This is a genomic window from Sulfurovum iocasae (genome assembly GCF_047716765.1).
GTDB lineage: Bacteria > Campylobacterota > Campylobacteria > Campylobacterales > Sulfurovaceae > Sulfurovum.
Window position 1 is genome coordinate 2,869,693 of record NZ_CP180410.1, and the last position, 24,376, is coordinate 2,894,068.

Here is a 24,376-nt window from a genome sequence, read left to right on the forward strand (position 1 = left end):
TAGATTATAAGGTTTTGAATATGATATGTAAATCATATAGATTCCAATATTTGAAAAAACGTAATGTGGGTTAATATCTTCACGAAATACTTTTAGATATCTTAAATCAGGCTTTGGCTACAATAATACAAAAGAGCTCACAAAGAGAAAATCTATGTATCTACAGTCATCACTTAATTGCTATAAAATATTGCAGGCACTCTATATTGAAGATGATGCAGTGATCCGGGAAAAAGATGCGAGTAGCAGTATCAGGAAAGCAGAACAGAATATCCATGTAGGTATCAAATATCATTGTTGGATTTAGTATAACATTTACACAGGAGCAGAGATGAAATTGAAGATGATCCGATGTTTTGGCAAAGTTGGCCCTGTTCGGGCAATAGTTCTGCTGTTATTCCTCTTGCTTGCCGGATGTACGATTTCTCCTACTCCCCAGACTGAATCAATGGATTACCGCGCACGTGCTGAAACTCAGATCGATAGGGGTGTTAAGGTCTCCGCTGTCGTATTGAGCCCTGAAGAGACAAAGAAGAGCTTTGAAATACCGCTTGCAAAAAAAGGAGTTCAGCCCATCTGGCTCGAGATAGAGAACACTGAAGACAAAGAGTTCTACTTAATGCTACTGAGCATCGATCCGGACTATTTCTCGCCATCGGAGGTTGCCTGGATGTTCCGCTCATACGGCGAGAGCAACCTGGATGACGAGGAGGGCCTGAAGGAAAAAGGCAGCCTTGGCGACAAGATAGACATGTTTATGGACAGACATATACCGATTGTTGTGCTACCGCGCAGCACAGTTTCGGGCTATGTCTACACGAATCTTGACCCGGGCCGCAAGGCTTTTGAAGTTACGCTTTTTGGAGATAACGAGGCGCGGCGGTTTGAGTTTGTCCAGCTTGTACCAGGTTTTAAGGCGGACTTCATGCGCGTGGACTTCGATCGACTATACACAAAAAATGAGCTTCAGGACCTTGATCTTGAAGGACTGCGTCATTACCTCGAAACACTACCGTGCTGTGTATTGGGTGGTGATAAAGAAACAGCGGGCGATCCTCTCAATCTTGTGATTGTCGGTGATGGTACACATGTACTTGCGACCTTGGCGCGCCGGGGTTGGGATCTCACTGAGACGATGCATGGCGCTAGCATGTTGAATACAGCTATTTCGTCTGTATTCGGATCGAAATACCGAACATCTCCCGTCTCTCCTCTCTATCTCTTTGATCGACCGCAGGACATTGCACTGCAGAAGTCCCGAAGTACCGTAGACGAACGCAACCATCTGCGGCTTTGGCGTGCACCAGTGACCCTGAATGGGAAGAAGGTCTTTGTGGGTCAGATCAGTCGCGACATAGGCATTAAATTTTCCAGCAAGACTATCATTACACACAAGATAGATCCTGTAGTAGATGAAGCACGCCTGTACATTACCATGGATATTGCAGCCTCCCAGACCTTACGGGCGGTAGGTTACGTTAAGGGTGTCGGTTACTCTGACCGCAAAGCACCTCGGTTCAACTACACTGAGGATCCTTTTTATACTGACGGCTTGAGGGTAGTACTCATCCTTGGTGAAGATCGACTTTCTCTCGATAGCATTAAGGACTTGCCATGGGAACGAGCAACGGAGAGAAAACAAAATAAAGAAGATATAAAATAAGACTGAATAGACTTTTTCGCTACTAACTTATCAGGATGTCAATCTTTTTACAGGGCTATATTTCATCAATTACAACCTTCATGATAAAAGATATTTGATAACTTGCTACTTTTCCTCATAATATAAATAAATCTTGTTTGAAAACCTTATAAAACATATAACTTTATAAAGTTTTCATTTCTAATCTAATACTGTTGAATGTCGTTGTATCGATATATGCCATAAACTATGTTAATTTATAACGTTTCTATCTATAGTTCTACGCAAACTTTAATCAAGTGTTTTTCATTAGCTCTAAAAAAGCTCTTTAAAAATACTTAATTATTAGTATATATTTCTAGAGCTATGAATGGAGCTTCGTAACCGTTACGCTCCAATATTTTAGCTAAGGTACAGCATTAGAGTGTCATTGTTTTTGAAGGCAGCTCTTTAAAGATCGATGTCATAACCTTATTAATGTATTCAACTCGTTCTTCTGGTGTCTTAAGCTGCTTTAAGCTGTCTGTTGCAACACCACGCCAAACAATTTTATTGTCTTTAGCATTGAGTATATCAACGAGAAGTTGACCTTCATCATAGTTATATGTACGGGTAACTGGTACCGCCATCATCCCCCCATAACCATAGCCGTAACCATATCTATAAGGTGATATTCCTATATATTGATAATCCTGTACAATTTTTGTTTTGTTTCGTACATCGGTATGAAAAACAATATAGATGTCGGCATCTTTTCGTTTTACTTTTATGTAACCTTTTTGTTTAAGCTGAGTATCGATTCCTGTCTTGATACGTTCATCAGTGAGGGTATCACTATCGTTTTTGCTTTTGTACAGAATGGCATAGGTTTTGACATCGTTAAATGAAAAAGCCGGATCAAAATCATTGGTAACATTGATTGTTGAACAGCCACTAAAGATAAGTGTACTTAGTATAAAAAGTAGTGTTTTAGTCATTTTAATCTCCATATTTAGAAACATTTAGTATAGACATACTGTTGTTTGATATATCCGTTAAAGTATAGCAAAAAAATTTCTATACGTTAATAAATGTTATCTGAAATTGGCAAATCATATTGTATTAAATATAGAGAATGATTGGAACAAGTGTAAATTCACGACTTTTCTGCATTTTTTCGTATCTACAGTAATCTTATAAAATATATAATTTTATAGGGTTTTAATTTTTATATAGTAGACAATCATATACTTTAGATAAATTATGTTAATCACAAAAGTTTTGTTAGATTAGTTCCAAGCTGCTAATAGTGATTTAATAAAATAGAATATATAATAGCTACGTTAGAGTTAAGAGATATTTTAAATACTATTTATTGTGCCAAACTTGTTGTAAAGCAGGGACGGAAAGCCATGGGTCTTGAAGATTAAGATCGCCAGGTTGCTAAATGCCCGATGGGGCTTTACTTCTATAGTTCTGCTTTTTTTCTTGTTTATCCAAAAATTTTATTAAATCAATTATCTAAGTTAGGAGAAACTATGAAAAAAGTGATTATGACAGGTTTGGTCTGTCTAAGTGTATGTATGCCTATACAAGTATCAGCAGAGTCTTTGCTCGAAAGAGTTGTGACGGATGTTATTTTAGGTGCTTTTGATAAACCGCAGTACCGTGATGACAGACCTTACTACTTTTACAACAACAGATACTATTATGGTGGAGAGTGGAGAAAGGGACAGTACTACTATGATGGTAGAAGACTGAATGGTGGTCGCTACTATAAAAGAGGATATCAAGATCACTATAGAAAAGACCACAAAAAAAAGTATAAGAAAAAGAAGCACCCAAACCATAAGAACGGCTACTATAAGCACAACAAACACTATCTAGGTGAACATCAGGGTGAGAAGCGTTACTATGAAGATCGCCGTCGGGATAGAGATTATGATGATCGTAAAAAACACAAAAAGCATAAAAGCCATAAGAAGCATAACAAACATAAAAAACATGAGAGGTAGTTGAGTACTCTTCCTGCTCACTTCTCTCGTTCTCGATGGGAGTCTATATGTAGTGTTTAAGGAGTGATTATTGCTTATACCTAATAAATTATTGAGACAACCATTTACTGTTCTTGAAAACGAAATAAGAACCAAACATCTTATTTTCAAAACCTTATAAAATAGAGCCACTTGCAAATTCAACATCATAAAGCACCTAATTTTCAATAGTCTATAATCTACTATTGAAAAAAGGTTGTCTATCAGATTATTTACAGCTAAAACCATAAAAATCACTAAAAACCCTATTTTTACTGCGTGCTTTATGGTTTGAGTTTAATGAGATGGTGTTTTGGTTCTGTTATTTAGACAAAGTTAGGTAACAAGCTTCAGAGATTGAGTTATACAGACAGACAACACAGCAAAAGCTAACACAGAAGCTACCTTTTGGGCTCCTTGATAATAGATCTTACTGCATCCATAGTTGTCTTTCAAATAGGCATTGACTCTTTCAACACTGCTTCGTTGGTTGTAGTGCAGATCATCTGAGTTATTATAGAGTCTGAGTGGCTGTAATATCTTCTTTTCACTTTTAGCTAAAGCTATTTTCTCTTTCAGCTTTTTTGAATTCTTTGGATTGATATCAATAATGGGTTTGTGATTTTGTTTTTTAGAATAATTCCTTATGATACTGGTATCATAGGCAGCATCAGCCAGATCATACAAATAGTTTACTTTTTGACTACTCTGTTTAATGAGCGGTAATGCCAATGAACTATCATGCACAGATGCAGAAGAGTATAGTGCTGTGATAGGAATATCACCATCTACTACTGAGAGATGAAGTTTACCTCCTGTCCATTTGTGCCGGTTACCTTTTGAATTCTGTTTGATACTAGTATTACACTCTGTTCCTATAAGAGATAATATTTCTTTGGCTTCATTCATTTTCTCCTGCTGTTGTAGAATACTTGGCTTTTTAGGAGGAAGCTCTTCTCCTTTCTTTGGACGTCCCTGTCTTCGTTTTGGCTTGATTTCTTTTTTACTCTTCACAGATTTTTCTCTAAGTTCAATAGCTGTGGAATCAATACTGCTATAAAAGAAAAGTGTCTCACTTAAATAGTTCTCTATAAAAATATCATGGGCTTTGGTTGCAATACGTTGTTGACTGAATTCTTTAAAGACACGACTGAATTTAGATTCACTGGGGATCTTATTGTGATGTCTCCATCCGCATATGACTCTTAATGTTCTATCAATTTTCAATCTGTCTATTAATGCACTTGTAGTCTGGAAATTATAGACTTGTTTGGCAATAAAGGCACGAGCCATCTCGTCTCTGTCTTTAGGTGGATTAGTGATCTGTACAGTGGAGACAAACCTTTCTATTTCTGCAAAGTCAAGGATCTTTATCAGCTTTTCTTCTTTAGGACTTAACGACCCCATAGATTCTTGTAGTTTGGGAAAAAGGCTCTGCTCTAAATTAATGACTTTAAGCCACATTTTTGAAAGTGAAGGTATAATTTTTTTCATAAGCTGACTCTTTTTTTTGTTAGATTTTTGTGGTAAAAAATTATAACCTTTTGAAATCAGAATCAGCTTTTTTCTGCGTTATACTCTTAATAATCAACTTTTTATTAGAATCTGCAAGTGGCTCAATATATAACTTTATAAGGTTTTCATCTCCACACATTATTTAATAAGAATAAAGATAATTCTCTGTCTGCCTCTCTGGCGAAGAGCAGGGTTTGGGACAGAGTCCTGAAGTAGCAATTGCGTAGCGTGTAGGTTTAAAAAGTAAGCTCTCCTTAGTATGTATCTAAATATTCTTGGACAAATCTGAAGCTTGCTTCAGACTTTGTGTAAGAATAAGCGTAGCGTTTTAGATACACTACTAATGAGGTTTAACTTTTTGAGCCATACCTTGTAACAAGTCTTCTCTCTTTACACTATTGGAAAGTCTCAAATTGGTGCCACCTAAATTTTAGATGGTATCAATTTGAGACTCTCTATAATTTAGACAGTTCTTTTTTGCAGCTGTCTACATTCTTTTCTTTAATTTTTCTAATCTCATTTTGTTCATATCTATTGTCTGATTTCTTCAATCGTTTTTTATAATCTTTCACCGATTCTTTACCAATGTAGATAGCATAATGATTACCATAGAGCTGTTTAGTATCAAGGTAACCTTTTATGACCAATGCTTTTTTAGCACGATCAAACCTTCGTTTAGAGAAGCCTGTTTTCTTTTTTAGAGCATCATTACTGTTATTTTCATTTGGAGCCAATTTCATAAGCTTTATCAACAAATAATACGCATCTGGAGTGAGATCATCATCAATCCCTTTATCCACCATAACAAAGTTCTTACTGGGATTTTGGGATTGATAATTTTTCATTTGTCCAAGCCTATTCTAAACTACATTCCCATCTTGAATGGGTTGCTGCGATAGGGAGTAGGTTTTGGCTTCGGCATAGGTTTAATAGGAGCTGCCGTGGGCTTTAACTCTATCTTGCACTTCCCCAAAGCACTACTCGCAGACTCAGTTGTGACTTCATCTTTAAAACCTTCAATCAAATACTTATAGTATCCAATACAGTGCTCATCACACAGTGACTGTTCTGTGAAGAAATACTTACGCTCTTCACCTTTCTTGCTACACAAAATACAATTGCTCATGTTATCTCCTTGGTGATAAATTAATTTTTGGTCTAATTCGTTTAGACACCACTTGCTCTTTTGCCTGATTAAATAGCTTCATCTTCTTTATCTCATTTACAACTCCTTTAATTGACTTTTTAAGCTCTGTAAGGTGTCCATTAATTCCCTCAAATAGCTCTCGTACTCTTCCTGTAAAACTTCTGTTTTTTGTACCTCCGTGGATAATCGCTGCATCAACTCGCCTTGCATCTCTTGCAATACCTTCTTCCATTGATTCTCTTGCTTCTGTAACAGCAATAAATGATTCTTGCTCTGCACTTCCAAGGCTCTCTGATACTCTAATGTTAGAGATTTTAATTTGTTTAAATAATTCAACCTCTCGCTCTTTCGCTCTTGCAAAACGTTTTTTTCGTTTTCTTCTACTTGCCACAATAAATTCTCTAACTCTGTCATTTTCTACTCTCCCTGTATCTTCATTATTACTCTTTGCCACCATGTTGTTTGTATCTCTTTTTTGAGTAGTCTGTGGCTTTGGCGTATCAATTTGTCTAGGTCTTGCATGTCGTTTTTCATGTCTATCAAATCTTGTTTGTATATACTTTTGATATGTGCTTCTATTTCCCCTAGTCTCTCCTCGTGCAACTCGATTATCATATGTTGTAATTCTTCGCTTTCGTTCTTGGCTGAGACTTTCAATGCCTCCAGTGCCTGTGAAGTTTTCACTGTAAATTCCTCCTTTTAAACGTAATGCCTTTTTACCTATATCCTCGTGTTTTACACTAATACCTTCACTGTTTTTCCGTGTAATTATATAACCACTCTTTTCTAGTAATTCCAACATCTGAACTCTACTTTTTACTTGTCCACTCTGAACTAACTGGTACAATGTCTCGTCAAGAGAGTTTCGATTAGCTACTATAGTTCCTGCACCTCTTGCAGCCTTAGTTCGCTCTGTCATTGTCCTTGCTCTTCGTGGATCGTTAGGGTCTGCAAGATTATATTTTGCATTAATCCCATTTTTCCACATATCAAAAAGAGGCAAATCTCTTCTGTGTGAATATAAATCTAAGTCATTGCCACTCTTCAACTCAATACGTGGCACTACAAAATTTAATTCTATCCTCCCTTTGTCGCTGTGTTCAACCCATAAAATATTGTATTGAGTGGATACTAATCCTGCAAAAAGCACCTCTTCAAAGGCATCCATTATTTCCTGTTTTTGCTTATCTGAAATATCCTCTTCCTCCGCAAACATAAGCCCACCAGAGAGATATTTATGCTTACGCTCTATTGCTTTTATAAGACATTGAGTCACCTGCGGATTGCCTCGTAATGTAATAGCTGTACCCAAATTTTCACGTTCATTCAATAAATATTCCACAACACCTTTTTTACCCTTTGATTTTCTATTCATCTTCAAAATCATGGCAACCACTCATCATTCAATTTCTGCTCTATTTTTAATAAAACCTGAAGCACAAAAGAATCAAATCTATTACCACTATTTAAGTTGCGTGAAATAATATTGATACCATTAGACACTATGGCAATTTGAGATAAATACACTTGCTTCTCTTTTAAGCAATCTTGTTTTGCCACTCTCCCAGTAGTTGCAATTTTTTGAAAATATTGTGAAGGAGTAAGCCCTACCTTTTCACATTTAATTTCAATCTGATTCCACTCATTTGGAGTAAATCGAAATGATTTTTTTATAGTTCTCTTTTCCATCACTAAACACTTTCGTACCTGATTACTGTTTCATCAGGATAAACATAGTCATAAATTTTTTTCCCATTCTTAACTGCTATATTTTCTCGATAATAAAATCCATCTTCACCGCCTTCAAAAATATGCCCTTGATCCATCGCTCTGAAAGCCGATAGAAAAAACGCAAAGTCACGGTGGGTCATTCTAATTTTGTCAGCAATAAGATGATGTCCATCGATATCTATGTTCATACAGTGATACAACAACTCATTCAAGTTATTACACTCTTCTACTTTTTTAATTTTCCTGTCTGCATATCTTGGATCATCTTCAGTAAACCTCTCCTGCCATTGTTCTATAATTGCTTGCCTTAACATCTTTATTTCTCCTTTTTTGTTTAGTTTTGAAGGGGTTTTAGGGTCTCCCTAACCAGCTTTGTTTTTCTGGCGGATGCCAGACAAAACATATGCTGGCTCTTCCGCAGAGGGCGTACTTCCCCTCTATTCAAATCTTGATTACATTGTCTGAATAACTCTGCTAAAAAAATCTGAAATATCATTAGAATTAAATATGATTTTTGCATTACTTGAGGTGCCTTGTCGTCTAGTCTTACAAATGTATTTTTTCTGAATATATGTCCCCAAAGTATTATCACAAACACCTAATTCATTTGCAAAATCTCTCTTTGATAAAAGCAACCGTGGATATTTATTAGTAAAATATTGATAAATATATTCACGTCTTTCCGTTTCTGACAAGATACTACCTGTACCCTCGGATATGTAGTAAGCTAAATCAACAAGAGTTACTACTAACTTACTATTATTACTATCTCCAATTTTGATATACGGTGGCATACTCATTTTGCTGGCAACCCTTGCATTAATAGTTGCAATCTCCACATCCATTTCATGTGCGACAATATCTTTATTTACAAAAAAAGTGTTATACTTCATTCTTAAATATAAATATGTATTTTCAAAAGTTTTACTCTGCATCGTTATCTCCTAATTTTGTGTTCTCTATTAAAGATTGTGCCAGTATAGATTAATCTGAAAACAATGTCAGGGTCACAAAATATATTTCATGACCCTGTCCATAAAAAAGTAAATATTTTCAAAAAATATCAAATCATCGAAAAATAGGGCAAATTTTTTGATAATATACTCTGAAACAATGTTGGCTAACAATAAGCAATTGTCAATGATAATATTTAAGGATGAAGTAATGATGTTGGAATCTTTTGTGATATACATAGCTAGAGATATGGTTGAGAAGCATGGTAAACATATTTTATTGAGTGAGAATTTTCCTTATGGGATAATAGCTCAAGCATTAATAAAAATGGATAGTAGTCAAGGAAAACCTGTAAAATCTTATATGGAATATTTAAATAAGGTTAATACGCATCCAGATCTTACCTATATGCTTAATAAAATAAAGTATTTACATGAGAACCTAAACATTAAGAGATTTGATACTGAATTAAGTCTTGTACAAAAAAGAGGAATCATAAAAAACTCTATTAGTCTTTTTAATACTTTTTTAAAAGATCTAAAAGATAATTACGGTTATCAAAAGCTTATAGATGAGATAGAAGAGGGGATACTTAAAGCTAAAGAAGAGGGAAAGCGTTCAAAAGAAAGTGATAGGAATAAAATTGGTAACTATATACTTGAAAACTTAGAAGCAAAAATAGCAATAGATGATGATCTGGAAACAATATCAAAAAGTATGGAGAGTATAGATATGAACTTTTTTATTGAGTATAACAATTTAAAAGTATATCCAATAGTAGTTGATTTACTTATTGATACTGTTGCTATAGAGTTTGCCATGTTTAAAAATAAAAAATTAGTTGCGAAAATTCACCAAGCATGGGACGAAGCTGTTTTGGCACAAGAAGAGGAAAACTTTTTTAGTCATGCAGCATTTACCAAAATGGAGTTACTTAAAAAAATCACTCAAAATAATATTAGAAGGTATCTGTTATCCGAATATGAAAGAGTTTTAATAGTAGATAAATCTAAATTACGAACATTTACACAGCATATTCTTTATTATATACAAGCTGATCACAAAAATACTCCTTTATTAGAGTTTGATATTATAAATGAGATAGAAACCCGCCCCTTTTTGCTTGAAAAAACAAAAATTGTTATTGGAGGCATATAGATATATAAAACCAATTTACGATAATGAACATTTAAAGAGTTTTATAAAAAAAAGATTATCTAAATAAGCAATAATATCTGCAAATAATTTATATAATTTAGATATAAAAATACACAATATGCCTATGGTTAGGCTTTTATATGGATATATTATCTGCAAATAAATCCGCAATTTTTATGCTATAATACTCTCAAAAGGAGTCTATCATGGATTTTACCCCTCTGCTTCCCAATGACAATCAAGGAAACATAGATGCTGAACTTCTCTCCATGGCAGAAGAACTTTGCATTAAGAGTGCAACGCTCTCTGGCTCTCATGCACCACAAGTACTTTATGGAATCAAAGAGCTACTTAGAAAAGTAAATAGCTATTACTCCAACCAAATAGAGTCAGAAGGTACACACCCTATAGATATAGATAAGGCTACTAGACAAGAGTTTTCTAGTGATTCAAAAGAGAAACAGCTTCAACAACTCTCTCTTGTGCATATAGAAGTTCAAAAGTATGTAGAGAACTATTTTAAAGAAAAACAAACACCTTATAATAGAGATTTTATTTTAGATGTACATCGTGAGCTTTATTCACATCCTGATATGGCTCATTTTTTACAGATTGAAGATAAAGAAAATCATAAAATTATAGAGATGACACCAGGAAAACTAAGAGAAAGTAATGTACGTGTAGGACGACATATTGCACCTGATTATACTGAAATCCCAAGCTTTTTCAACAAATATGAACTACTTTACAGAGTACCAAACCATGTCACACAAGCAAAACAAGTCATCTTTGCTCTAGCTTCACATCATAGACTTATGTGGATACACCCTTTTCTTGATGGTAATGGTAGAACAGCTAGACTTGTATTGGATGGTATTTTCTCCAGTATATCGCTAGAGGGGTATGGACTTTGGAATATCTCCAGAGGGCTCTCTAGACGTTCAGAAGATTATAAACGCTATTTAGCCCTAGCCGACATGGTAAGACAAGGTGATTTAGATGGTAGAGGTGCATTATCTACTAAAGCATTTATTTCGTATATTAAGTTTATGTTAGAAGTGGCACTAGACCAAGTAAACTTTATGAACCAAAATCTAAAAATGAACTCTTTACATGAAAGAATAGAACGCTATGTACGCTTATCAAAAGAAGGATTTTTCGATACAAAACCTCTTCCCAAATATAGTGAGTTGCTCTTTAAAGAATTATTGATGGTAGGTGAAGTTCCTAGAGGTAAAGTGATGGACATCATACATACAAAAGATAGAACAGCAACTACACTCATAAAAGAGTTGATACAAATGGACTTTTTAGAATCAGATACACCTAAAAGTGCTATTCGTCTAAAATTTAATGCTCATTTTGCATCCTATATCTTCCCTGAGCTTATTCCACAAAAATAAGGAGTTGTAAATTAGTTATGAAGTTTTGGTTACCAATAGGTTACCAATTGTAAAATAGTGAAAGCTTAAAAAGTCTCTTAAAGTTCGTTGTAGTCGATGGTTAAAGGGGATTATAAAAAGTAGATGGTGCGGATGAGAGGACTCGAACTTAAAAGCCTATCATTTTTTATAATTCTTATTGTAGCCAAAACCCCTTATATACGGACTCTTAAGTTTTTCTCAATTCCTTTCAATGTATAATAATTCCATAAGAGGGTATCCCCCATGGTATCCCCCAACGGATGAGGGGACTCTCCTAAACGTCCGATTTGAAAGGAAAATCTTAAAGATGGCTATTAACCTTAAAGACTTTAAAGCGACAAAGTACCCAAACCTATACAAAAGCATTAAATCACACGAAAAGAATGGATTTAAATACCTTTTATGGGCTAAGATAGACGGGAAACTACATAAGAAGATATTAGGCTACAGTAAAAAGGACAATCTCACAGATAGAAGTGCGAACCTCAAAGCAGATGCCTACAAAGCAGATATTGAAGCAGGGTACACCTCAACAAGTAATATCACACTAAACAAACTCTTTAATCTCTACTTTGAAACTTTGGATACCTCAAAACAATGGACTCACAAAAAGAAATACATCTATGAACACTACATACAAAGCCACTTAGGAAAAAAGAAGATCGAGAAGATCAGAGAGATGGATATACAAAACATCTTAAACAAAATGACCTCACAAGGACTAAGCCCACGAACTCGAAAAAGTGTACTAGAGGTACTTAACCCTCTTTTTAGATTTGCAGTAACTAACAAGTATTTAAAAAGTAGTCCTACCAATGGTATAACGGTAAAAATTCCAAGTCAAAAGAAGATAGTTACCAACGCTACTGACCTCTTTAAAAAGGTGTATGCAGGGATTACAGCATACTATCACGATAACCCCTACTACAGAGCTTTATTTCTCTTTGGCTTCACGGGTAGGCGTAAAGGTGAGATACTCAATCTCAAATGGGAGAACATAGACTTTACACATAACTACTATTGGATAGAAGATACAAAGACAGACGATCAACAGAAGTACCAATTGCCGCCCTACCTCATAGAGCCATTGAAGGAGATCAAAGACGACAGAAAAGGCTTAGTATTTAAGAGTCCGATTACAGGCAAGAAGATCATCAACATAGACAGACAAATGCGACAATTAAAGAAGTTCCTAGAGATTGACAATCTCTCAATGCACTACATGAGAAATATTTTAGTTAGTGCCTTAGCAGAGCAACAGGTAGAGGCTATCACTCTTAGCGGTATATTAGGGCATAAAGACCCGAACACGATAAATAAGTACCTGAGTATCAATCACTACAAAAGCAGCCAAATAGGACTAGATAAGGTTGATAGTATTTTAGATGTTGAGGTGATAGATGGATAATGTAATCATGAAATACTCTAAGCAGTTTGACAAAAATAAAATGAAACAGCAGGCAAAAGTTCTATTAGAGCAGTTCCCAGATGAAGCGGACAGTTTTTTGTTTGACAAGGAACGGTTATCCTTAGAAAAATGTGATGATCACTATGATAATTTTGTTTCAGCAGAAGCTATTTATAATGAGTTTAAAAAAATTGATGATGAACTGTATAAGAAAATTGATTACAGTAAAGATGCTATGCTATTAATCATGAAATCACTTCTTGGAAAAAGATACCGGTCTTTTAAAAATGTATTTGACCGTAAGTATAAAGAACGTCCAACAATGACAGTCCAAACCTATCTAAAGTACTTTAAAAATGAAATGAGTGTTTCACTGAAAATGACTGGAGTTAAAAGGTACAAGGAAGGATTCAGTGAGACAGAGAGAAATAAAGCACTTAAAGGATTACGAGAAGCCGTCATTTATTTCCGAGCCATAGATGAACAACAATTAGCTCATGATATTTGGAAGCACTATCCACATAATTTAACTCCCAATATTTGGAATAGCCATGCTGACACTCTTCAATCCCCAATAACAAAAAAGAAATTTATAGCTCAGACAGTTAAATATTATGCACCAAGAATGAAAAAAAAGTGCATCATTTCAAAGGAAGACTCACAAAAACTACTTAGAAAAACACTGAAAAAACTTTTTTTATAAATTTACTCCCCCATCTACACGGCCTTATAGCCCTCATTTTTAAAAACATCTCTTTAAACTCCGAAATATGGAAGTTTCGTAATACCTCCCTAAAATCCATAAGTATAATTGTACTGTACCCAAAAGAAACAGTTGCAAATGTAGGGTACAAATAGCATTATCGATAATGACTTTATTTTCAAAGGAGTTTCAGAGATGGAACAACAAAACATAAGTCAAAAAGAGTGGTTGAATCCGCGAGAGGCTAGTAAAGAGTTTGGTTTTAGTACCTCAACCCTTGCAAAGTGGAGAATGGATAATCTCAATCTGCCATTTAGCAAGATTGGTAAGTATATCCGATACAAACGAGATGATATTATTCACTTCCTGGAGAGCAGTAAAGTAGAGGTGAAGTCATGAGTAATGAAAAATTCTCACACATAATAACGATACTAAAACAGCTACTTGATGGAGAAACGCTAGTATCAATAGACAGAATGGCTTCAAATTCTAATCAATACTTTGGAACGATCAAAAAACATGGTATTGAACTGGTAGAAGTTTGGCAACCTAATCTAACAAACGCAGGACGGCATAAAGAGAGAAGTTTGCATCAAACAATTGAGAATATTGAGAGGGCTAGAAAGTATCTTGAAAGTTTACAGGGAATTAGACATAAAAAGAGTGTTTAAGGTTGAAAAAAACACCCCTTACGATACGATACATTATAGTTCCTTACAATTCTAAGGATTTATAGCCAAAATAGCCAAAGCCTACGTATAGGTAGGTGTTTGGTACTGGTAACGTTTAAGCTTTAAGTTTAGCGTTCCATAATATGATAGAAAAAAAGGACATAAAAACCCTATGAATATCTTACATGAATTAGAAGAGTTTATCAATGAATTCAATCAAGATAATAAAGAAGATTTCAGCATAGACAGCATAAGAGTAGAGTTCTCAAAACAACACAAGCAAGAAGAGCTGAAAGAGCTAGGAAAATGGAGTAAGATTAAAAAGAACTCACCTCTTATCTCAAAGTTAAAAAAGCGTCTTACAGATAATGAGATTACAAGTGTTTGGAGATTAGAAAATCACAACATATACTACTACAATATGCAAGACACACCAAAGTACAGAAGAGCTACTTTAGTAATCTTTGGTATGAAACAATATCATAAGAAAGCACCACCAAGAGAGTTGGTATTTAAAGTATTATCAGTCTTAAAGAATGTATCAAATATTGATATTTGCTTAGATTTATCATACAAACCAAACCTAAAAGCACTTAGTAAGTATTTCACTCTAACACCATACATAACAAAAGATGGAGTAATCACAGATACAAGCTACATCAATGATACTGGTATCCCCATGATAGATAAAATCACTATTTACAATAAAGGCTTCAAAAACAAGCTAGACTGTATTTTATGGAGAATAGAAGCAATGATAAGCATACCGAACTTTAAAGCCTTAGCATTGCCACTACATGAGTTTAAAGAGATAATAGACATAGCAAGGACTACACATGACTAAAGAGCAAGTGAGACAAAAGATAAAAGAGATATTAGCCAAAGATAGAAAGGTAAAAGGAGTAAAGGTAAAAATTAATTTTAGAGATAGAGGTAAAAAATGAGTAGATATAAATTAACAGATGTAATACTGGATGATATTGAATATTATGCAGAAGATCAATACACACTAAAAGATACATTTGATGAGTTAAATATCTCCAAGAAGCTGATGAAAGATGAACGAGTGTTACAAGCATTTGAGAAAGGGCTGATAAAGCTTTATATCTCAATGGCTTCAAGTGGTATGAGTGATGTTGAGATTGTAGATGATTTTGAAATTAATATTAACCAATGTGCTTTATGGCATGAAAAGTACAGTGATGAAATTAAACAGGCAAAACAAAAGATAGCAGACGATAAGAAACATACTACAAGACAGTTTAGTGATCCTCTTATAAGTGGGTTGGTAAATATTATGACACAAAATGGAACAAGTGCAGAAGCAATCTCACAAAAAGTTTTACATGATGATATTGAAAAAATAATAGAAAAAACAAAAGCAGGGGATACTGAAACACTTATTACAATACTTACTACAAATATCATGCAGCTACAGTTATTTAATGGCAGAGTAGCAGGTAACTTGATGGGTGAAGCAGGTAAGCAGCTCAATAACTTTGAAAAGCTATCAAACATGCAAATAAAGGTAATGCAAGAGACTCGTAAAAGTATTATGGCAATCAATGAGATCACCAATCCAAAGCGTGCTACTTTTATTAAAAAAGCTGAACAGCATAACCACCATCATCAAAATTCAGAAAAAAAAGAGGATAGTAGTAACGAACTAAAAAATGAAGCGAAGCTTATAGAGCATGATGAGGTGACCGAAGCTGAAATTATGCCAATAAAAGAGAGGGTCAAAACATGAGCAAGTACCATAAGGCAGCATGGGATGAAGAGTCAAGGCAACGACAACGTGAAGTGATAATGAAGCGTAAACCTTGGTTAAAATCTACTGGGCCAAAGACAGCTGAAGGTAAGGAGAGGTCAAAGATGAATGCTTTAAAGGTTAGCCCTGAACTTCATGCACTCATAAAAGAGATGAACCATCTAATGAAACAGCAAAAAGAGATATTTAGCACCATTAGCCAAAGTCTGTAAATAGAGGTGCCCTTAATACATACTTAAGCACCAAAAAGTGATAATAAAAAGAGGTATACATAAATAGAAAATGTATTAATTTTCAAGCAGAAGGAGAAAATGATGGAAAAGAAAAAAATAGTGAGTCTTGCAGCAGCAATAGCGTTGATAGGGAGTGTTTCACTGTATGGTGGAAGTGAAAACAACAATACCAACGTGTATTACGGAGAAGGGGCCGGAAGCAGCTTGGATGGGACGGGAATTAATAATGTGTTTATTGGTTACGAAGCCGGTCAGAATACGACCGGAGGTGAAGAAAACACCTTTATCGGCCGTGATAGTGGCAACAATAACACGACCGGCAGCCGCAACACCTTCAGCGGCACTTGGAGTGGCGGTAGCAATTTGACCGGCGATGCCAACACCTTCAGCGGCAATGCCAGCGGCGCCTACAACACAACCGGCTGGGGCAACACCTTCAGTGGCGTTAACGTCGGCCACTTCAACACAACCGGTCACAGTAACACTTTCAGCGGGAGCGAGAGCGGCACCTTCAACACGAGCGGCATCCAGAACACCTTTAGTGGTTTTGCTAGTGGTTTTAATGCCAATGTCAACAAGAGTGTCTTTTTAGGTTTTCATGCAGGCTACAACGCCACCCGAGACAACACCCTCTACATTTCCAACACTGATACAGAATCTCCCCTTATCTACGGAGAGTTCGACAATGACCTTCTCAGGATCAACGGTACCTTCGAGGTCAATGGCACTATCGAAAACAACGACACCATCACCTCTATCTGGAGCGGCAGCCACGAAGTGGGTGACGGCCTGACGAACTTGGTAACCCTTTCAGCAGACAACACAGATGGAATAACTTCAGATGCCGGTTTCTCGATCAAGAATGCGAGAGCAGGTTTCCGGTGGAGCTTTAGAACCGGTGAGCCAAACGAAGGTTTTATTGCAACCAAAATAGGGACTGGAGGAGCTGAGTTCGAACTGCGTAACACCGACACTAGCTATACCAATGTTTCTATGGCGCTGGGCAACGGGGCAACGTGTACCTCTACGGGCCAGTGGGTTGATGCCTCCAGCAGAGACTACAAAGAGAATATCAAAACCCTTGATACCCAAACAGCCATGGAAGCCTTCAAGCAACTCAATCCAGTCACCTTTAACTTCAAACGTGATGAGGGCAAAGAACTGATGACCGGCTTCATTGCAGAAGATGTTCCCGAACTGGTTGCCACCGAAGATAGAAAAGGGATCAGCTCCCTTGAGATCGTAGCATTACTGACGAAGGTGGTTAAGGAGCAGGAGAAGGTAATGGTTGAGACCAGAGCTGAGTTGAAAGCCAAAGATGAGAGAATAGTTGCAATGGAAGCAAGACAAAAAGCACAAGATGAAAAAATTGCCAATCTCGAAGCAATGCAGAAGAAAGTGGCACAACTGGAGTCAATTCTAACAAACCTTGCTTTGGATACATCCAATATAAGCAAAAAGAAAATCTCTATGAAATAATTGTTTCCCGCTACGGCGGGAACTTCCTTAAACTCCCCTCGTTAAAATCTAATGTAGCTCAAATACTACTGGACACCAATAATGTCAATTATGGTATTGCTATGTCTAAGATAAAAAAGAAGCTTCAGCATGGGATGATGAGTCAAGGCAACGGCAACGTGAAGTGATAATGAAGCGTAAGCCATGGTTGAAGTCCACAGGTGCAAAGACAGCAGAAGGTAAGGAACGAAGCAAAATGGACGCCTTAAAATGTGACCCGCAACTTCATGTACTACTAAAAGAAATGAACTACATAATGAAGCAGCAAAAAGAAATATTTAGCACCATAAGTAAAAATGCCTACAACTAAGGCTAAACTTTATATTTCAAAACAGTTGAAGTTTTGGTTGGATGGTTATTTTAATTATAAGTATTTAATAATCATTTAAGCTACTTCATTTCATAATACAGTCATGTAGATTATAATAAATTGTTGATTACAAAAAAGAAAAGCCAAACTATTTGCGAAAATAGGACGGAAAACCTACGGGTCTCTTTAGAGAAAGCCAGGTTACCTAAGAGGGGTGATCTGGCTTTTTTAGTTTAAATACTAAATAATTTTCTAAGGGGTAAAAGCATGAGATGTAAAGGGTGTAGAGAACAATTTATGGCAGAGAAGTTGAACAATGGGTATTGTGAAAACTGCATTGAGGGTCTAAACCTAAAAGAATGTAAAAAATGTAAAAAAGTATTTTATGCAGTGGCGGTGAAAGATGGTTATTGTTATAGCTGCATTGAAAATCTACACAAAAAAGAAGAAAAGAAACACAGCATAAAAGGAATTGTTTTATTGCTTATTACTTTGGGATTTATTGGTACAATAGCATATACTTCTGGTTATCTTTTCTAAATTGTTACTGCCCCTTAAAAAGTAACCTCAAATCATAAGGTATTATCTCATCTTAAACGTATTTATCCTTGATGGTTTTCTAAAATAGTTCAAAAAGTAACACATAATAAGTCATAAAAAGAGTATTTTTAGTATAAAGGTATCCCCTAGAGTATCCCCTAACAGTTATAAAAAGTGATTAAGTGCCTTATATAAGGGCTTTGTGAGTGGTGCGGATGAGAGGACTCGAACCTCCACGCCGTAAAGCACCAGATCCTAAGTCTGGCGTGTATACCAATTTCACCACATCCGCATGTGATTGTTTTACTAAACAATAAAAAGTAGTGGTACACCCATTAGGATTCGAACCTAAGACCCTCGCCTTAGAAGGGCGATGCTCTATCCAGCTGAGCTATGAGTGCACAAAAAATAATAATAAATAATATAACACATATATTAATGGTACGCCTGAGAGGACTCGAACCTCTAACCCTCAGATCCGAAGTCTGATGCTCTATCCAATTGAGCCACAAGCGCTTCTTCATATCGGGTGGTTACCCTAATAATTACTAATGGGGTGGGCGACGGGACTCGAACCCGCGACAACCAGTACCACAAACTGGCGCTCTACCAACTGAACTACGCCCACCATCTTAGATGATTACTTATTATTAAATGTTAAATATCAAGTGGTCGGAGTGAAAGGACTCGAACCTTCGACCCCCTGGTCCCAAACCAGGTGCGCTACCAGACTGCGCTACACTCCGTTGCCTTAAACCTAGACATAAGGTTAAAAAGGAACGCAATTATAGTCAAAAAGATATTTAATGTCAATAGATATAGTAAAAAAAATAAAAAAAGTCTAATTCTTCCTGAATTACTCCTGCTTTAGAGGTCATTTAGGCGTTAATGTGTATAATAAATCTATTCTCGCTAGGGGTTACATATAATGGATAGTATATTTGAACAAATCAATAGCATATTGGCTTCTGTTTTCTTTTTTGATATCTTTTTTGGTATGATCGATGGTGTAAGTATGCCCTTCATCGTTGCATGGCTAATAGTAGGAGGGGTTTTTCTTACCTTTCGCTTTGGATTTATCAATATTCGTATGTTTACACACTCCTATAAAATTATCACCGGAAAATACAAAACAGCCGACGATGTAGGGGAGATCACCCCCTTTCAGTCTTTGACCACTGCCCTCTCCGCAACTGTAGGACTTGGTAATATCGCCGGTGTGGCTATTGCTATCTCCATCGGTGGACCAGGGGCCACTTTTTGGATGATCCTGGCTGGTTTCTTCGGTATGACTCTTAAATTCACCGAAGTAACACTGGCCCAGATCTACCGTGAAAAAAGACCAGATGGTCGTATCATGGGTGGTGCGATGCAGTACCTCTCTAAAGGATTGGCAGCCAAAGGACATGCAAAATTAGGAAGTGTTCTTGCTGCCCTCTTCGCTGTGTTAGCCATAGGTGGGTCTCTTGGTGCAGGTAATGCTTTCCAAACCTCTCAAGCTATGGGTGTACTTTCTGAACGTATCCCATTTTTTCAAACCTACCCTATCGTCTTTGGTCTGATCATGGCAACTATCGTTGGTATTGTGATCATCGGTGGGATCAAACGTATTGCCAGTACAGCTGAGAAAATTGTCCCTGCTATGGTTTTTATCTACCTGCTTGCATCATTGTGGATACTCATAAGCCATGCTTCAGAAGTCCCTCAAGCCATCTCTGTTATCTTTCATGAAGCTTTTGCTCCTACAGCTGCAGCAGGTGGGATGATAGGGGTCCTGGTACAAGGATTTAAAAGAGCTGCCTTTTCAAGTGAAGCAGGTATCGGCTCTGCTGCCATCGTTCACTCTACCGCAGCTGTCAAATACCCCGTACGTCAAGGTATGGTCGCACTCTACGAACCTTTCATCGATACTATCGTCATTTGTTCTATGACCGCACTTGTTATCGTAACTACAGGTGTCTATGATCCTGCTGGAGAATTTGCCAACCTTGTCGCTTCTAAGCAGGGTGCAGCACTTACCGCAGCAGCATATGGGACTGTTATCTCCTGGTTCCCTGTTCTCTTATCGTTTTCTATCGTACTTTTTGCTTTTTCTACAATGATCTCATGGTCATACTACGGTGAACGTTCTTGGACATATTTATTTGGGGAAAAGTATACACTCCTCTATAAACTTATCTTTATCTCATTTACCGTAATGGCATCTGTAACAAGTGCTGCAGCAATGCTGGACTTCTCAGATCTACTTATCTTGGCAATGGCACTGCCAAACCTTATAGGGCTCTATATGTTACAGGGAGATGTCAAAGCAAACTTAAATACGTATATGGCAAAATGGAAAGATGGAGAGTTGGATGAAGAGGCAATACGAAAATAATGTTAAATATCAGATAAAAATGGTAGTCAATTTAGTTTGCTGTAGATTTAGCTAATACGGTGTGAGTGAAGCGAGAGAGCTTACTTATAGTACACCCCACTTATGCTTTAGCAACGGAGGTATCGGCATTTAGTGCCAGAAGTGACCGAGCGAAACGAAACCGTTTCGCTAAAGATGCAGTAAAATAAATTAGACTAAGTCTACGCCTTTTTCACCTTTTGCTAACGCCCCGATAACATAACCATCTGTATTTGCAAGTACTGCCTCTACATCTTCAGGTTCTACTACCCATACCATACCTACACCCATATTAAAAGCTCTGTACATCTCTTCTTCATCCACATATTGGCTCATAAATTCAAAGATAGGAAGTACTTTAATGGAGTCTTTATTTACAATGGCTCTCATACCATCAGGAAGGACTCTAGGAAGGTTTTCTACGATTCCTCCACCTGTGATGTGAGCTAAGGCTTTTACGTACTGTTTATTGGCTTTATACTCTTTTACATAGATACGTGTTGGCTCTAAAAGTGTATCTACAAGAGGCTTGCCTTCAAACTCAGTTTCAAGACCCATACCCAACTTGTCAAAGAAAAGCTTTCTTACAAGTGAATATCCATTTGAATGGACACCTGAACTTGGCATAGCAATGAGAATCTGTCCTTCTTTTACATTTGCTACTGTATCCATCTCAGATCTCTCTGCGATACCCACTGCAAATCCTGCAAGGTCAAAGTCATCATCTGAGTACATCCCCGGCATTTCTGCTGTTTCACCGCCTACAAGAGCACACTCAGAACGGCGACAACCCTCTGCAATACCTGCTACAACATCTTTTGCATTTTGTGGAAGCAGTTTACCTGTTGCATAGTAGTCAAGGAAGAACATCGGTGTACCGTTATTACAAATGAGGTCATTGACACACATTGCCACAAGATCAATACCAACCGTATCAAGCTTACCACTCTCTATAGCGATACGAAGCTTCGTACCCACACCATCTGTAGCAGAAAGGATCACCGGCTCTTTATATCCTGTCGGGAGTGCATAAGCACCTGCAAAGGAACCGATACCTCCGATAACATTTTTATCAAAGGTTGACTTTACATCACTCTTGATCGCTTCTACAAATTCATTACCTGCATCGATATCTACACCGGCATCTTTATATGATATATTTGACATAATTAACCTTTATTTTCTTCACATTCACAAGGAGGAAAGATCTTTTTTAGAATGATAAGTCCTGGACAAAATCCAGTAACTCCGGCTACAAGAAGCGAGATCATCATCGCCAGCATCACTAAAAATGCCACTTTGAACATCTGAGCACCTGCTAATCCCATAATAAAACCTAAGATTATCGCCTGTATGATTCTTTGCATTCTTTCAGCACACAACATCTGAAATCCTTGTGAAAATTTTGCTGGTATTATAGCTAAATTTAGCTGTTTAACTTCCGACCTAATTTTGCTTCTACTGATCCAACTTTTTTGTTTAGTCTACCTACTGGACCCTTACGATAATCGATCTTAATAGAAGAGTAAACACGCTCACAATCCACCTGTAGATCTTCATAGGCTTTATTGATAACAGCCAATACCTCCTCAACTGTTTCTCCTTCGATAATAGTACCCATGGGTGTAAGCTGATACTCTAATCCGCTTTTATCTACTATATCCAAGACTCTTGCCACAAAGGCACTTTTACTTTGGGTTGCTTCTGTTGGGAACATACTGAATTCTACTAATGCTGACATGGTCATCCTTATTTGTAAGTTTTGTGTAATCCTATCTAAAATTTCTATTTCTTTTTTGAAATTTCCTTTTATCTTAATTGAGGCGTTGTTTCTCTCATCATTTTTTTTAAAAAAACGAAGCAAAAAAAGCGTCGTACCTCTCGAATCGCTTCGCTTTTAAGGGCGTTCGGAACGACAAGGCATGCTTTGCGTGATTTAATGTATAATTTCTTTATGAATAATGAAAATATGATAATTATTGGGGCAGGAGCGGCTGGGCTTTGTGCTGCTATTGTTAGTGCTAGGGTAGGGAAGAGGGTTGTGTTGCTTGAGCAAAATAACAAGATAGGTAAAAAGATACTTGTCTCCGGTAACGGTAAATGTAACATAGACAACAAGTACATAAACACAAACCGTTTTCATTCACAAGACCCTGACTTTATAGAAGAAGTTTTAAATGGTTATGACTTTGAAGTAGTAGAAAAGTTTTTCACATCTATAGGACTTGAACTAGTCGAAGGGAAAGAGGGGAAAATGTTTCCTATGTCTTTGCAGGCATCTTCGGTAGTTGAACTTTTAGAATATGAAGCCAAAAGAGTAGGGGTACAAATAATCTGTGACTGTGCTGTGACTTCCATAGACAAAAGTGCAGATACATTTACAGTGGAAACAACTCAAGGTACTAAAACATCTACAAAACTTCTCTTAGCCTCTGGTTCACCTGCTGCACCACAGTTAGGAGGTTCTAACTCTGGATATGCCTTTGCCACAAAGATGGGACACACCCTCATACCTCGCCATCCTTCACTTGTACAGCTCTGTTCTGAAGAGAGTTGGGTCAAAAGTGCAAGTGGTGTGAAAGTAGCAGGACTTGCAAAACTCTATGCTAATGGTGAGTACATCACAGAAAAAAAGGGTGACTTACTCTTCGCTAACTACGGCATAAGCGGACTAGCTATACTTGACCTAAGCCGTGAAGTCAGTACAAGACTTGCCAACTTTGACTACTGCGAATTAAATCTAGACCTCATGCCTGAACTTAGTAAAGAGAAGCTCACAAACTTATTACTCAAACGCATAAAAGAGGGGAGTGAAAAACCTCTGAACCTCTGGCTTCAAGGCGTTATCAATAAAAAACTCATAGCCATCATAGTTGAACAGTCAAGATGTAAAGCCAAAACAGAAAAAGAACTCAACAGAAAAGAGATAAATAAAATCGTACACGCCATCAAAAACCTAAAGCTAAGCATCAACGACACCAAAGGCTTCCTAGGTGCAGAAGTAGCCACAGGTGGAATAAACACCACAGAAGTTAATCCACAAACTATGGAGTCAAAACTTGTACCAAATCTTTTCTTCGCAGGAGAGATACTAGATGTCGATGGAGATAGAGGAGGGTTTAATTTTCACTTTGCTTGGGTTACGGGAATAAGAGTAAATAAACCTCTCCATTAATCACGCAACGCGTGCTTGTCATGGCGAACACCCTTGTAAGCGGAGCGATTTGAGAACCATGACGACTTT

Annotated in this window: 28 protein-coding genes, 5 tRNA genes and 2 riboswitches; of the genes, 17 read left to right on the plus strand and 16 right to left on the minus strand. The window is 36.8% G+C overall.

Features of this window, described 5'->3' with window-relative positions; translation table 11 throughout:
• Positions 1-154 precede the first annotated feature (154 nt).
• Both ACLHDG_RS14290 and ACLHDG_RS14295 read left to right on the plus strand, forming a co-directional pair.
• Positions 155-307: a hypothetical protein gene (locus ACLHDG_RS14290; RefSeq protein ID WP_415406912.1), complete on the plus strand. Its 153-nt coding sequence runs from the start codon at positions 155-157 to the stop codon at positions 305-307.
• A 618-nt stretch (positions 308-925) separates the two neighbouring features.
• Positions 926-1,663: an LssY C-terminal domain-containing protein gene (locus tag ACLHDG_RS14295; RefSeq protein WP_415406913.1), complete on the plus strand. Its 738-nt coding sequence runs from the start codon at positions 926-928 to the stop codon at positions 1,661-1,663.
• 398 nt (positions 1,664-2,061) lie between these two features.
• On the opposite strand, the gene ACLHDG_RS14300 is transcribed toward ACLHDG_RS14295, so the two are convergent.
• Entirely contained in the window at positions 2,062-2,619 is a 558-nt protein-coding gene (locus ACLHDG_RS14300; protein WP_415406914.1) for a DUF4136 domain-containing protein, read from the minus strand.
• Positions 2,620-2,990: 371 nt separating this feature from the next.
• A riboswitch (cyclic di-GMP riboswitch) is annotated at positions 2,991-3,069 on the plus strand.
• A gap of 90 nt (positions 3,070-3,159) precedes the next feature.
• On the opposite strand from ACLHDG_RS14300, the gene ACLHDG_RS14305 reads away from it, so the two are divergent.
• Positions 3,160-3,636 carry a hypothetical protein gene (locus ACLHDG_RS14305; RefSeq protein WP_415406915.1) on the plus strand — a complete coding sequence of 159 codons (477 nt, stop codon included), beginning with the start codon at positions 3,160-3,162 and terminating at the stop codon, positions 3,634-3,636.
• 354 nt (positions 3,637-3,990) lie between these two features.
• Here ACLHDG_RS14305 and ACLHDG_RS14310 read toward each other — a convergent pair whose 3' ends face one another.
• The 7 genes from ACLHDG_RS14310 to ACLHDG_RS14340 form a co-directional block, all read right to left on the minus strand.
• Positions 3,991-5,148 carry a transposase gene (locus ACLHDG_RS14310; protein WP_415406093.1) on the minus strand — a complete coding sequence of 386 codons (1,158 nt, stop codon included), beginning with the start codon at positions 5,146-5,148 and terminating at the stop codon, positions 3,991-3,993.
• Positions 5,149-5,624: 476 nt separating this feature from the next.
• Positions 5,625-6,014 carry a helix-turn-helix domain-containing protein gene (locus tag ACLHDG_RS14315; protein ID WP_415406916.1) on the minus strand — a complete coding sequence of 130 codons (390 nt, stop codon included), beginning with the start codon at positions 6,012-6,014 and terminating at the stop codon, positions 5,625-5,627.
• Between the two features lie 20 nt (positions 6,015-6,034).
• A complete protein-coding gene (locus ACLHDG_RS14320; RefSeq protein WP_415406917.1) occupies positions 6,035-6,295 on the minus strand; it encodes a hypothetical protein in 261 nt (86 codons plus the stop codon).
• Position 6,296: 1 nt separating this feature from the next.
• Complete coding sequence (locus ACLHDG_RS14325) at positions 6,297-7,691, minus strand: hypothetical protein (RefSeq protein WP_415406918.1); 1,395 nt, start codon at positions 7,689-7,691, stop codon at positions 6,297-6,299.
• 8 nt (positions 7,692-7,699) lie between these two features.
• Positions 7,700-8,005: a plasmid mobilization protein gene (locus tag ACLHDG_RS14330; RefSeq protein ID WP_415406919.1), complete on the minus strand. Its 306-nt coding sequence runs from the start codon at positions 8,003-8,005 to the stop codon at positions 7,700-7,702.
• 2 nt (positions 8,006-8,007) lie between these two features.
• Complete coding sequence (locus tag ACLHDG_RS14335; protein ID WP_415406920.1) at positions 8,008-8,361, minus strand: hypothetical protein; 354 nt, start codon at positions 8,359-8,361, stop codon at positions 8,008-8,010.
• Between the two features lie 138 nt (positions 8,362-8,499).
• Positions 8,500-8,982, minus strand: coding sequence for a hypothetical protein (locus tag ACLHDG_RS14340; protein WP_415406921.1), 483 nt, complete (start codon positions 8,980-8,982; stop codon positions 8,500-8,502).
• A gap of 229 nt (positions 8,983-9,211) precedes the next feature.
• On the opposite strand from ACLHDG_RS14340, the gene ACLHDG_RS14345 reads away from it, so the two are divergent.
• The 12 genes from ACLHDG_RS14345 (at position 9,212) to ACLHDG_RS14400 (ending at position 18,737) form a co-directional block, all read left to right on the plus strand.
• Positions 9,212-10,159: a hypothetical protein gene (locus ACLHDG_RS14345; RefSeq protein ID WP_415406922.1), complete on the plus strand. Its 948-nt coding sequence runs from the start codon at positions 9,212-9,214 to the stop codon at positions 10,157-10,159.
• A gap of 206 nt (positions 10,160-10,365) precedes the next feature.
• On the plus strand, positions 10,366-11,562 hold the full coding sequence (locus tag ACLHDG_RS14350) for a Fic family protein (protein WP_415406923.1): 1,197 nt from the start codon (positions 10,366-10,368) through the stop codon (positions 11,560-11,562).
• Between the two features lie 328 nt (positions 11,563-11,890).
• Complete coding sequence (locus tag ACLHDG_RS14355; protein WP_415406924.1) at positions 11,891-12,991, plus strand: tyrosine-type recombinase/integrase; 1,101 nt, start codon at positions 11,891-11,893, stop codon at positions 12,989-12,991.
• Complete coding sequence (locus tag ACLHDG_RS14360) at positions 12,984-13,694, plus strand: hypothetical protein (RefSeq protein WP_415406925.1); 711 nt, start codon at positions 12,984-12,986, stop codon at positions 13,692-13,694. Before ACLHDG_RS14355 ends, ACLHDG_RS14360 begins: the two co-directional genes overlap by 8 nt.
• Before the next feature lie 195 nt (positions 13,695-13,889).
• Positions 13,890-14,093, plus strand: a complete 204-nt coding sequence (locus tag ACLHDG_RS14365) for a helix-turn-helix domain-containing protein (protein ID WP_415406926.1) — start codon at positions 13,890-13,892, stop codon at positions 14,091-14,093.
• The gene (locus ACLHDG_RS14370) at positions 14,090-14,365 is read left to right on the plus strand and encodes a hypothetical protein (RefSeq protein ID WP_415406927.1); all 276 of its coding nucleotides are present in this window, start codon (positions 14,090-14,092) and stop codon (positions 14,363-14,365) included. The genes ACLHDG_RS14365 and ACLHDG_RS14370 overlap by 4 nt, the downstream gene beginning before the upstream one ends.
• Before the next feature lie 172 nt (positions 14,366-14,537).
• Positions 14,538-15,209 carry a hypothetical protein gene (locus ACLHDG_RS14375; RefSeq protein WP_415406928.1) on the plus strand — a complete coding sequence of 224 codons (672 nt, stop codon included), beginning with the start codon at positions 14,538-14,540 and terminating at the stop codon, positions 15,207-15,209.
• 96 nt (positions 15,210-15,305) lie between these two features.
• Positions 15,306-16,115, plus strand: coding sequence for a hypothetical protein (locus ACLHDG_RS14380; protein ID WP_415406929.1), 810 nt, complete (start codon positions 15,306-15,308; stop codon positions 16,113-16,115).
• On the plus strand, positions 16,112-16,348 hold the full coding sequence (locus ACLHDG_RS14385; RefSeq protein WP_415406930.1) for a hypothetical protein: 237 nt from the start codon (positions 16,112-16,114) through the stop codon (positions 16,346-16,348). The genes ACLHDG_RS14380 and ACLHDG_RS14385 overlap by 4 nt, the downstream gene beginning before the upstream one ends.
• A gap of 102 nt (positions 16,349-16,450) precedes the next feature.
• Positions 16,451-17,848: a tail fiber domain-containing protein gene (locus tag ACLHDG_RS14390; protein WP_415406931.1), complete on the plus strand. Its 1,398-nt coding sequence runs from the start codon at positions 16,451-16,453 to the stop codon at positions 17,846-17,848.
• Positions 17,849-18,017: 169 nt separating this feature from the next.
• Positions 18,018-18,197 (plus strand): hypothetical protein, encoded by a 180-nt coding sequence (locus tag ACLHDG_RS14395; protein WP_415406932.1) that lies wholly within the window; start codon positions 18,018-18,020, stop codon positions 18,195-18,197.
• Positions 18,198-18,329: 132 nt separating this feature from the next.
• Positions 18,330-18,406, plus strand: a riboswitch (cyclic di-GMP riboswitch).
• Between the two features lie 58 nt (positions 18,407-18,464).
• Positions 18,465-18,737 (plus strand): hypothetical protein, encoded by a 273-nt coding sequence (locus tag ACLHDG_RS14400; RefSeq protein WP_415406933.1) that lies wholly within the window; start codon positions 18,465-18,467, stop codon positions 18,735-18,737.
• A 207-nt stretch (positions 18,738-18,944) separates the two neighbouring features.
• On the opposite strand, the gene ACLHDG_RS14405 is transcribed toward ACLHDG_RS14400, so the two are convergent.
• The 5 genes from ACLHDG_RS14405 to ACLHDG_RS14425 all read right to left on the minus strand — a co-directional run bounded on the left by ACLHDG_RS14405 (position 18,945) and on the right by ACLHDG_RS14425 (position 19,483).
• Positions 18,945-19,029, minus strand: a tRNA-Leu gene (locus tag ACLHDG_RS14405).
• A gap of 32 nt (positions 19,030-19,061) precedes the next feature.
• Positions 19,062-19,138, minus strand: a tRNA-Arg gene (locus ACLHDG_RS14410).
• Between the two features lie 38 nt (positions 19,139-19,176).
• A tRNA-Arg gene (locus tag ACLHDG_RS14415) sits at positions 19,177-19,253 on the minus strand.
• A 36-nt stretch (positions 19,254-19,289) separates the two neighbouring features.
• Positions 19,290-19,365: transfer RNA gene (locus tag ACLHDG_RS14420), tRNA-His, on the minus strand.
• Positions 19,366-19,406: 41 nt separating this feature from the next.
• Positions 19,407-19,483, minus strand: a tRNA-Pro gene (locus ACLHDG_RS14425).
• Positions 19,484-19,665: 182 nt separating this feature from the next.
• Between ACLHDG_RS14425 and ACLHDG_RS14430 the strand changes: the two genes are divergently transcribed.
• Complete coding sequence (locus ACLHDG_RS14430) at positions 19,666-21,114, plus strand: alanine/glycine:cation symporter family protein (protein WP_415406934.1); 1,449 nt, start codon at positions 19,666-19,668, stop codon at positions 21,112-21,114.
• A 189-nt stretch (positions 21,115-21,303) separates the two neighbouring features.
• On the opposite strand, the gene purM is transcribed toward ACLHDG_RS14430, so the two are convergent.
• Genes purM through ACLHDG_RS14445 form a run of 3 tightly spaced genes read right to left on the minus strand, consistent with a single transcriptional unit; the run spans position 21,304 to position 22,873 of the window.
• Entirely contained in the window at positions 21,304-22,299 is a 996-nt protein-coding gene (gene purM / locus ACLHDG_RS14435; RefSeq protein WP_415406935.1) for a phosphoribosylformylglycinamidine cyclo-ligase, read from the minus strand.
• A 2-nt stretch (positions 22,300-22,301) separates the two neighbouring features.
• On the minus strand, positions 22,302-22,499 hold the full coding sequence (locus ACLHDG_RS14440) for a hypothetical protein (protein ID WP_415406936.1): 198 nt from the start codon (positions 22,497-22,499) through the stop codon (positions 22,302-22,304).
• A 59-nt stretch (positions 22,500-22,558) separates the two neighbouring features.
• Positions 22,559-22,873: an MTH1187 family thiamine-binding protein gene (locus ACLHDG_RS14445; RefSeq protein ID WP_415406937.1), complete on the minus strand. Its 315-nt coding sequence runs from the start codon at positions 22,871-22,873 to the stop codon at positions 22,559-22,561.
• A gap of 213 nt (positions 22,874-23,086) precedes the next feature.
• On the opposite strand from ACLHDG_RS14445, the gene ACLHDG_RS14450 reads away from it, so the two are divergent.
• Positions 23,087-24,307: an NAD(P)/FAD-dependent oxidoreductase gene (locus ACLHDG_RS14450; RefSeq protein WP_415406938.1), complete on the plus strand. Its 1,221-nt coding sequence runs from the start codon at positions 23,087-23,089 to the stop codon at positions 24,305-24,307.
• Positions 24,308-24,376 lie beyond the last annotated feature (69 nt).

Excerpts from the sequence above, each read along its gene's own strand:
- ACLHDG_RS14290 (WP_415406912.1), top strand. The coding sequence starts at position 155 with ATGTATCTACAGTCATCACTTAATTGCTATAAAATATTGCAGGCACTC.
- ACLHDG_RS14295 (WP_415406913.1), top strand. The coding sequence starts at position 926 with ATGCGCGTGGACTTCGATCGACTATACACAAAAAATGAGCTTCAGGAC.
- ACLHDG_RS14300 (WP_415406914.1), bottom strand. The coding sequence starts at position 2,619 with ATGACTAAAACACTACTTTTTATACTAAGTACACTTATCTTTAGTGGC.
- ACLHDG_RS14305 (WP_415406915.1), top strand. The coding sequence starts at position 3,160 with ATGAAAAAAGTGATTATGACAGGTTTGGTCTGTCTAAGTGTATGTATG.
- ACLHDG_RS14310 (WP_415406093.1), bottom strand. The coding sequence starts at position 5,148 with ATGAAAAAAATTATACCTTCACTTTCAAAAATGTGGCTTAAAGTCATT.
- ACLHDG_RS14315 (WP_415406916.1), bottom strand. The coding sequence starts at position 6,014 with ATGAAAAATTATCAATCCCAAAATCCCAGTAAGAACTTTGTTATGGTG.
- ACLHDG_RS14320 (WP_415406917.1), bottom strand. The coding sequence starts at position 6,295 with ATGAGCAATTGTATTTTGTGTAGCAAGAAAGGTGAAGAGCGTAAGTAT.
- ACLHDG_RS14325 (WP_415406918.1), bottom strand. The coding sequence starts at position 7,691 with ATGAATAGAAAATCAAAGGGTAAAAAAGGTGTTGTGGAATATTTATTG.
- ACLHDG_RS14330 (WP_415406919.1), bottom strand. The coding sequence starts at position 8,005 with ATGGAAAAGAGAACTATAAAAAAATCATTTCGATTTACTCCAAATGAG.
- ACLHDG_RS14335 (WP_415406920.1), bottom strand. The coding sequence starts at position 8,361 with ATGTTAAGGCAAGCAATTATAGAACAATGGCAGGAGAGGTTTACTGAA.
- ACLHDG_RS14340 (WP_415406921.1), bottom strand. The coding sequence starts at position 8,982 with ATGCAGAGTAAAACTTTTGAAAATACATATTTATATTTAAGAATGAAG.
- ACLHDG_RS14345 (WP_415406922.1), top strand. The coding sequence starts at position 9,212 with ATGATGTTGGAATCTTTTGTGATATACATAGCTAGAGATATGGTTGAG.
- ACLHDG_RS14350 (WP_415406923.1), top strand. The coding sequence starts at position 10,366 with ATGGATTTTACCCCTCTGCTTCCCAATGACAATCAAGGAAACATAGAT.
- ACLHDG_RS14355 (WP_415406924.1), top strand. The coding sequence starts at position 11,891 with ATGGCTATTAACCTTAAAGACTTTAAAGCGACAAAGTACCCAAACCTA.
- ACLHDG_RS14360 (WP_415406925.1), top strand. The coding sequence starts at position 12,984 with ATGGATAATGTAATCATGAAATACTCTAAGCAGTTTGACAAAAATAAA.
- ACLHDG_RS14365 (WP_415406926.1), top strand. The coding sequence starts at position 13,890 with ATGGAACAACAAAACATAAGTCAAAAAGAGTGGTTGAATCCGCGAGAG.
- ACLHDG_RS14370 (WP_415406927.1), top strand. The coding sequence starts at position 14,090 with ATGAGTAATGAAAAATTCTCACACATAATAACGATACTAAAACAGCTA.
- ACLHDG_RS14375 (WP_415406928.1), top strand. The coding sequence starts at position 14,538 with ATGAATATCTTACATGAATTAGAAGAGTTTATCAATGAATTCAATCAA.
- ACLHDG_RS14380 (WP_415406929.1), top strand. The coding sequence starts at position 15,306 with ATGAGTAGATATAAATTAACAGATGTAATACTGGATGATATTGAATAT.
- ACLHDG_RS14385 (WP_415406930.1), top strand. The coding sequence starts at position 16,112 with ATGAGCAAGTACCATAAGGCAGCATGGGATGAAGAGTCAAGGCAACGA.
- ACLHDG_RS14390 (WP_415406931.1), top strand. The coding sequence starts at position 16,451 with ATGGAAAAGAAAAAAATAGTGAGTCTTGCAGCAGCAATAGCGTTGATA.
- ACLHDG_RS14395 (WP_415406932.1), top strand. The coding sequence starts at position 18,018 with ATGAAGCGTAAGCCATGGTTGAAGTCCACAGGTGCAAAGACAGCAGAA.
- ACLHDG_RS14400 (WP_415406933.1), top strand. The coding sequence starts at position 18,465 with ATGAGATGTAAAGGGTGTAGAGAACAATTTATGGCAGAGAAGTTGAAC.
- ACLHDG_RS14430 (WP_415406934.1), top strand. The coding sequence starts at position 19,666 with ATGGATAGTATATTTGAACAAATCAATAGCATATTGGCTTCTGTTTTC.
- purM (WP_415406935.1), bottom strand. The coding sequence starts at position 22,299 with ATGTCAAATATATCATATAAAGATGCCGGTGTAGATATCGATGCAGGT.
- ACLHDG_RS14440 (WP_415406936.1), bottom strand. The coding sequence starts at position 22,499 with ATGCAAAGAATCATACAGGCGATAATCTTAGGTTTTATTATGGGATTA.
- ACLHDG_RS14445 (WP_415406937.1), bottom strand. The coding sequence starts at position 22,873 with ATGTCAGCATTAGTAGAATTCAGTATGTTCCCAACAGAAGCAACCCAA.
- ACLHDG_RS14450 (WP_415406938.1), top strand. The coding sequence starts at position 23,087 with ATGAATAATGAAAATATGATAATTATTGGGGCAGGAGCGGCTGGGCTT.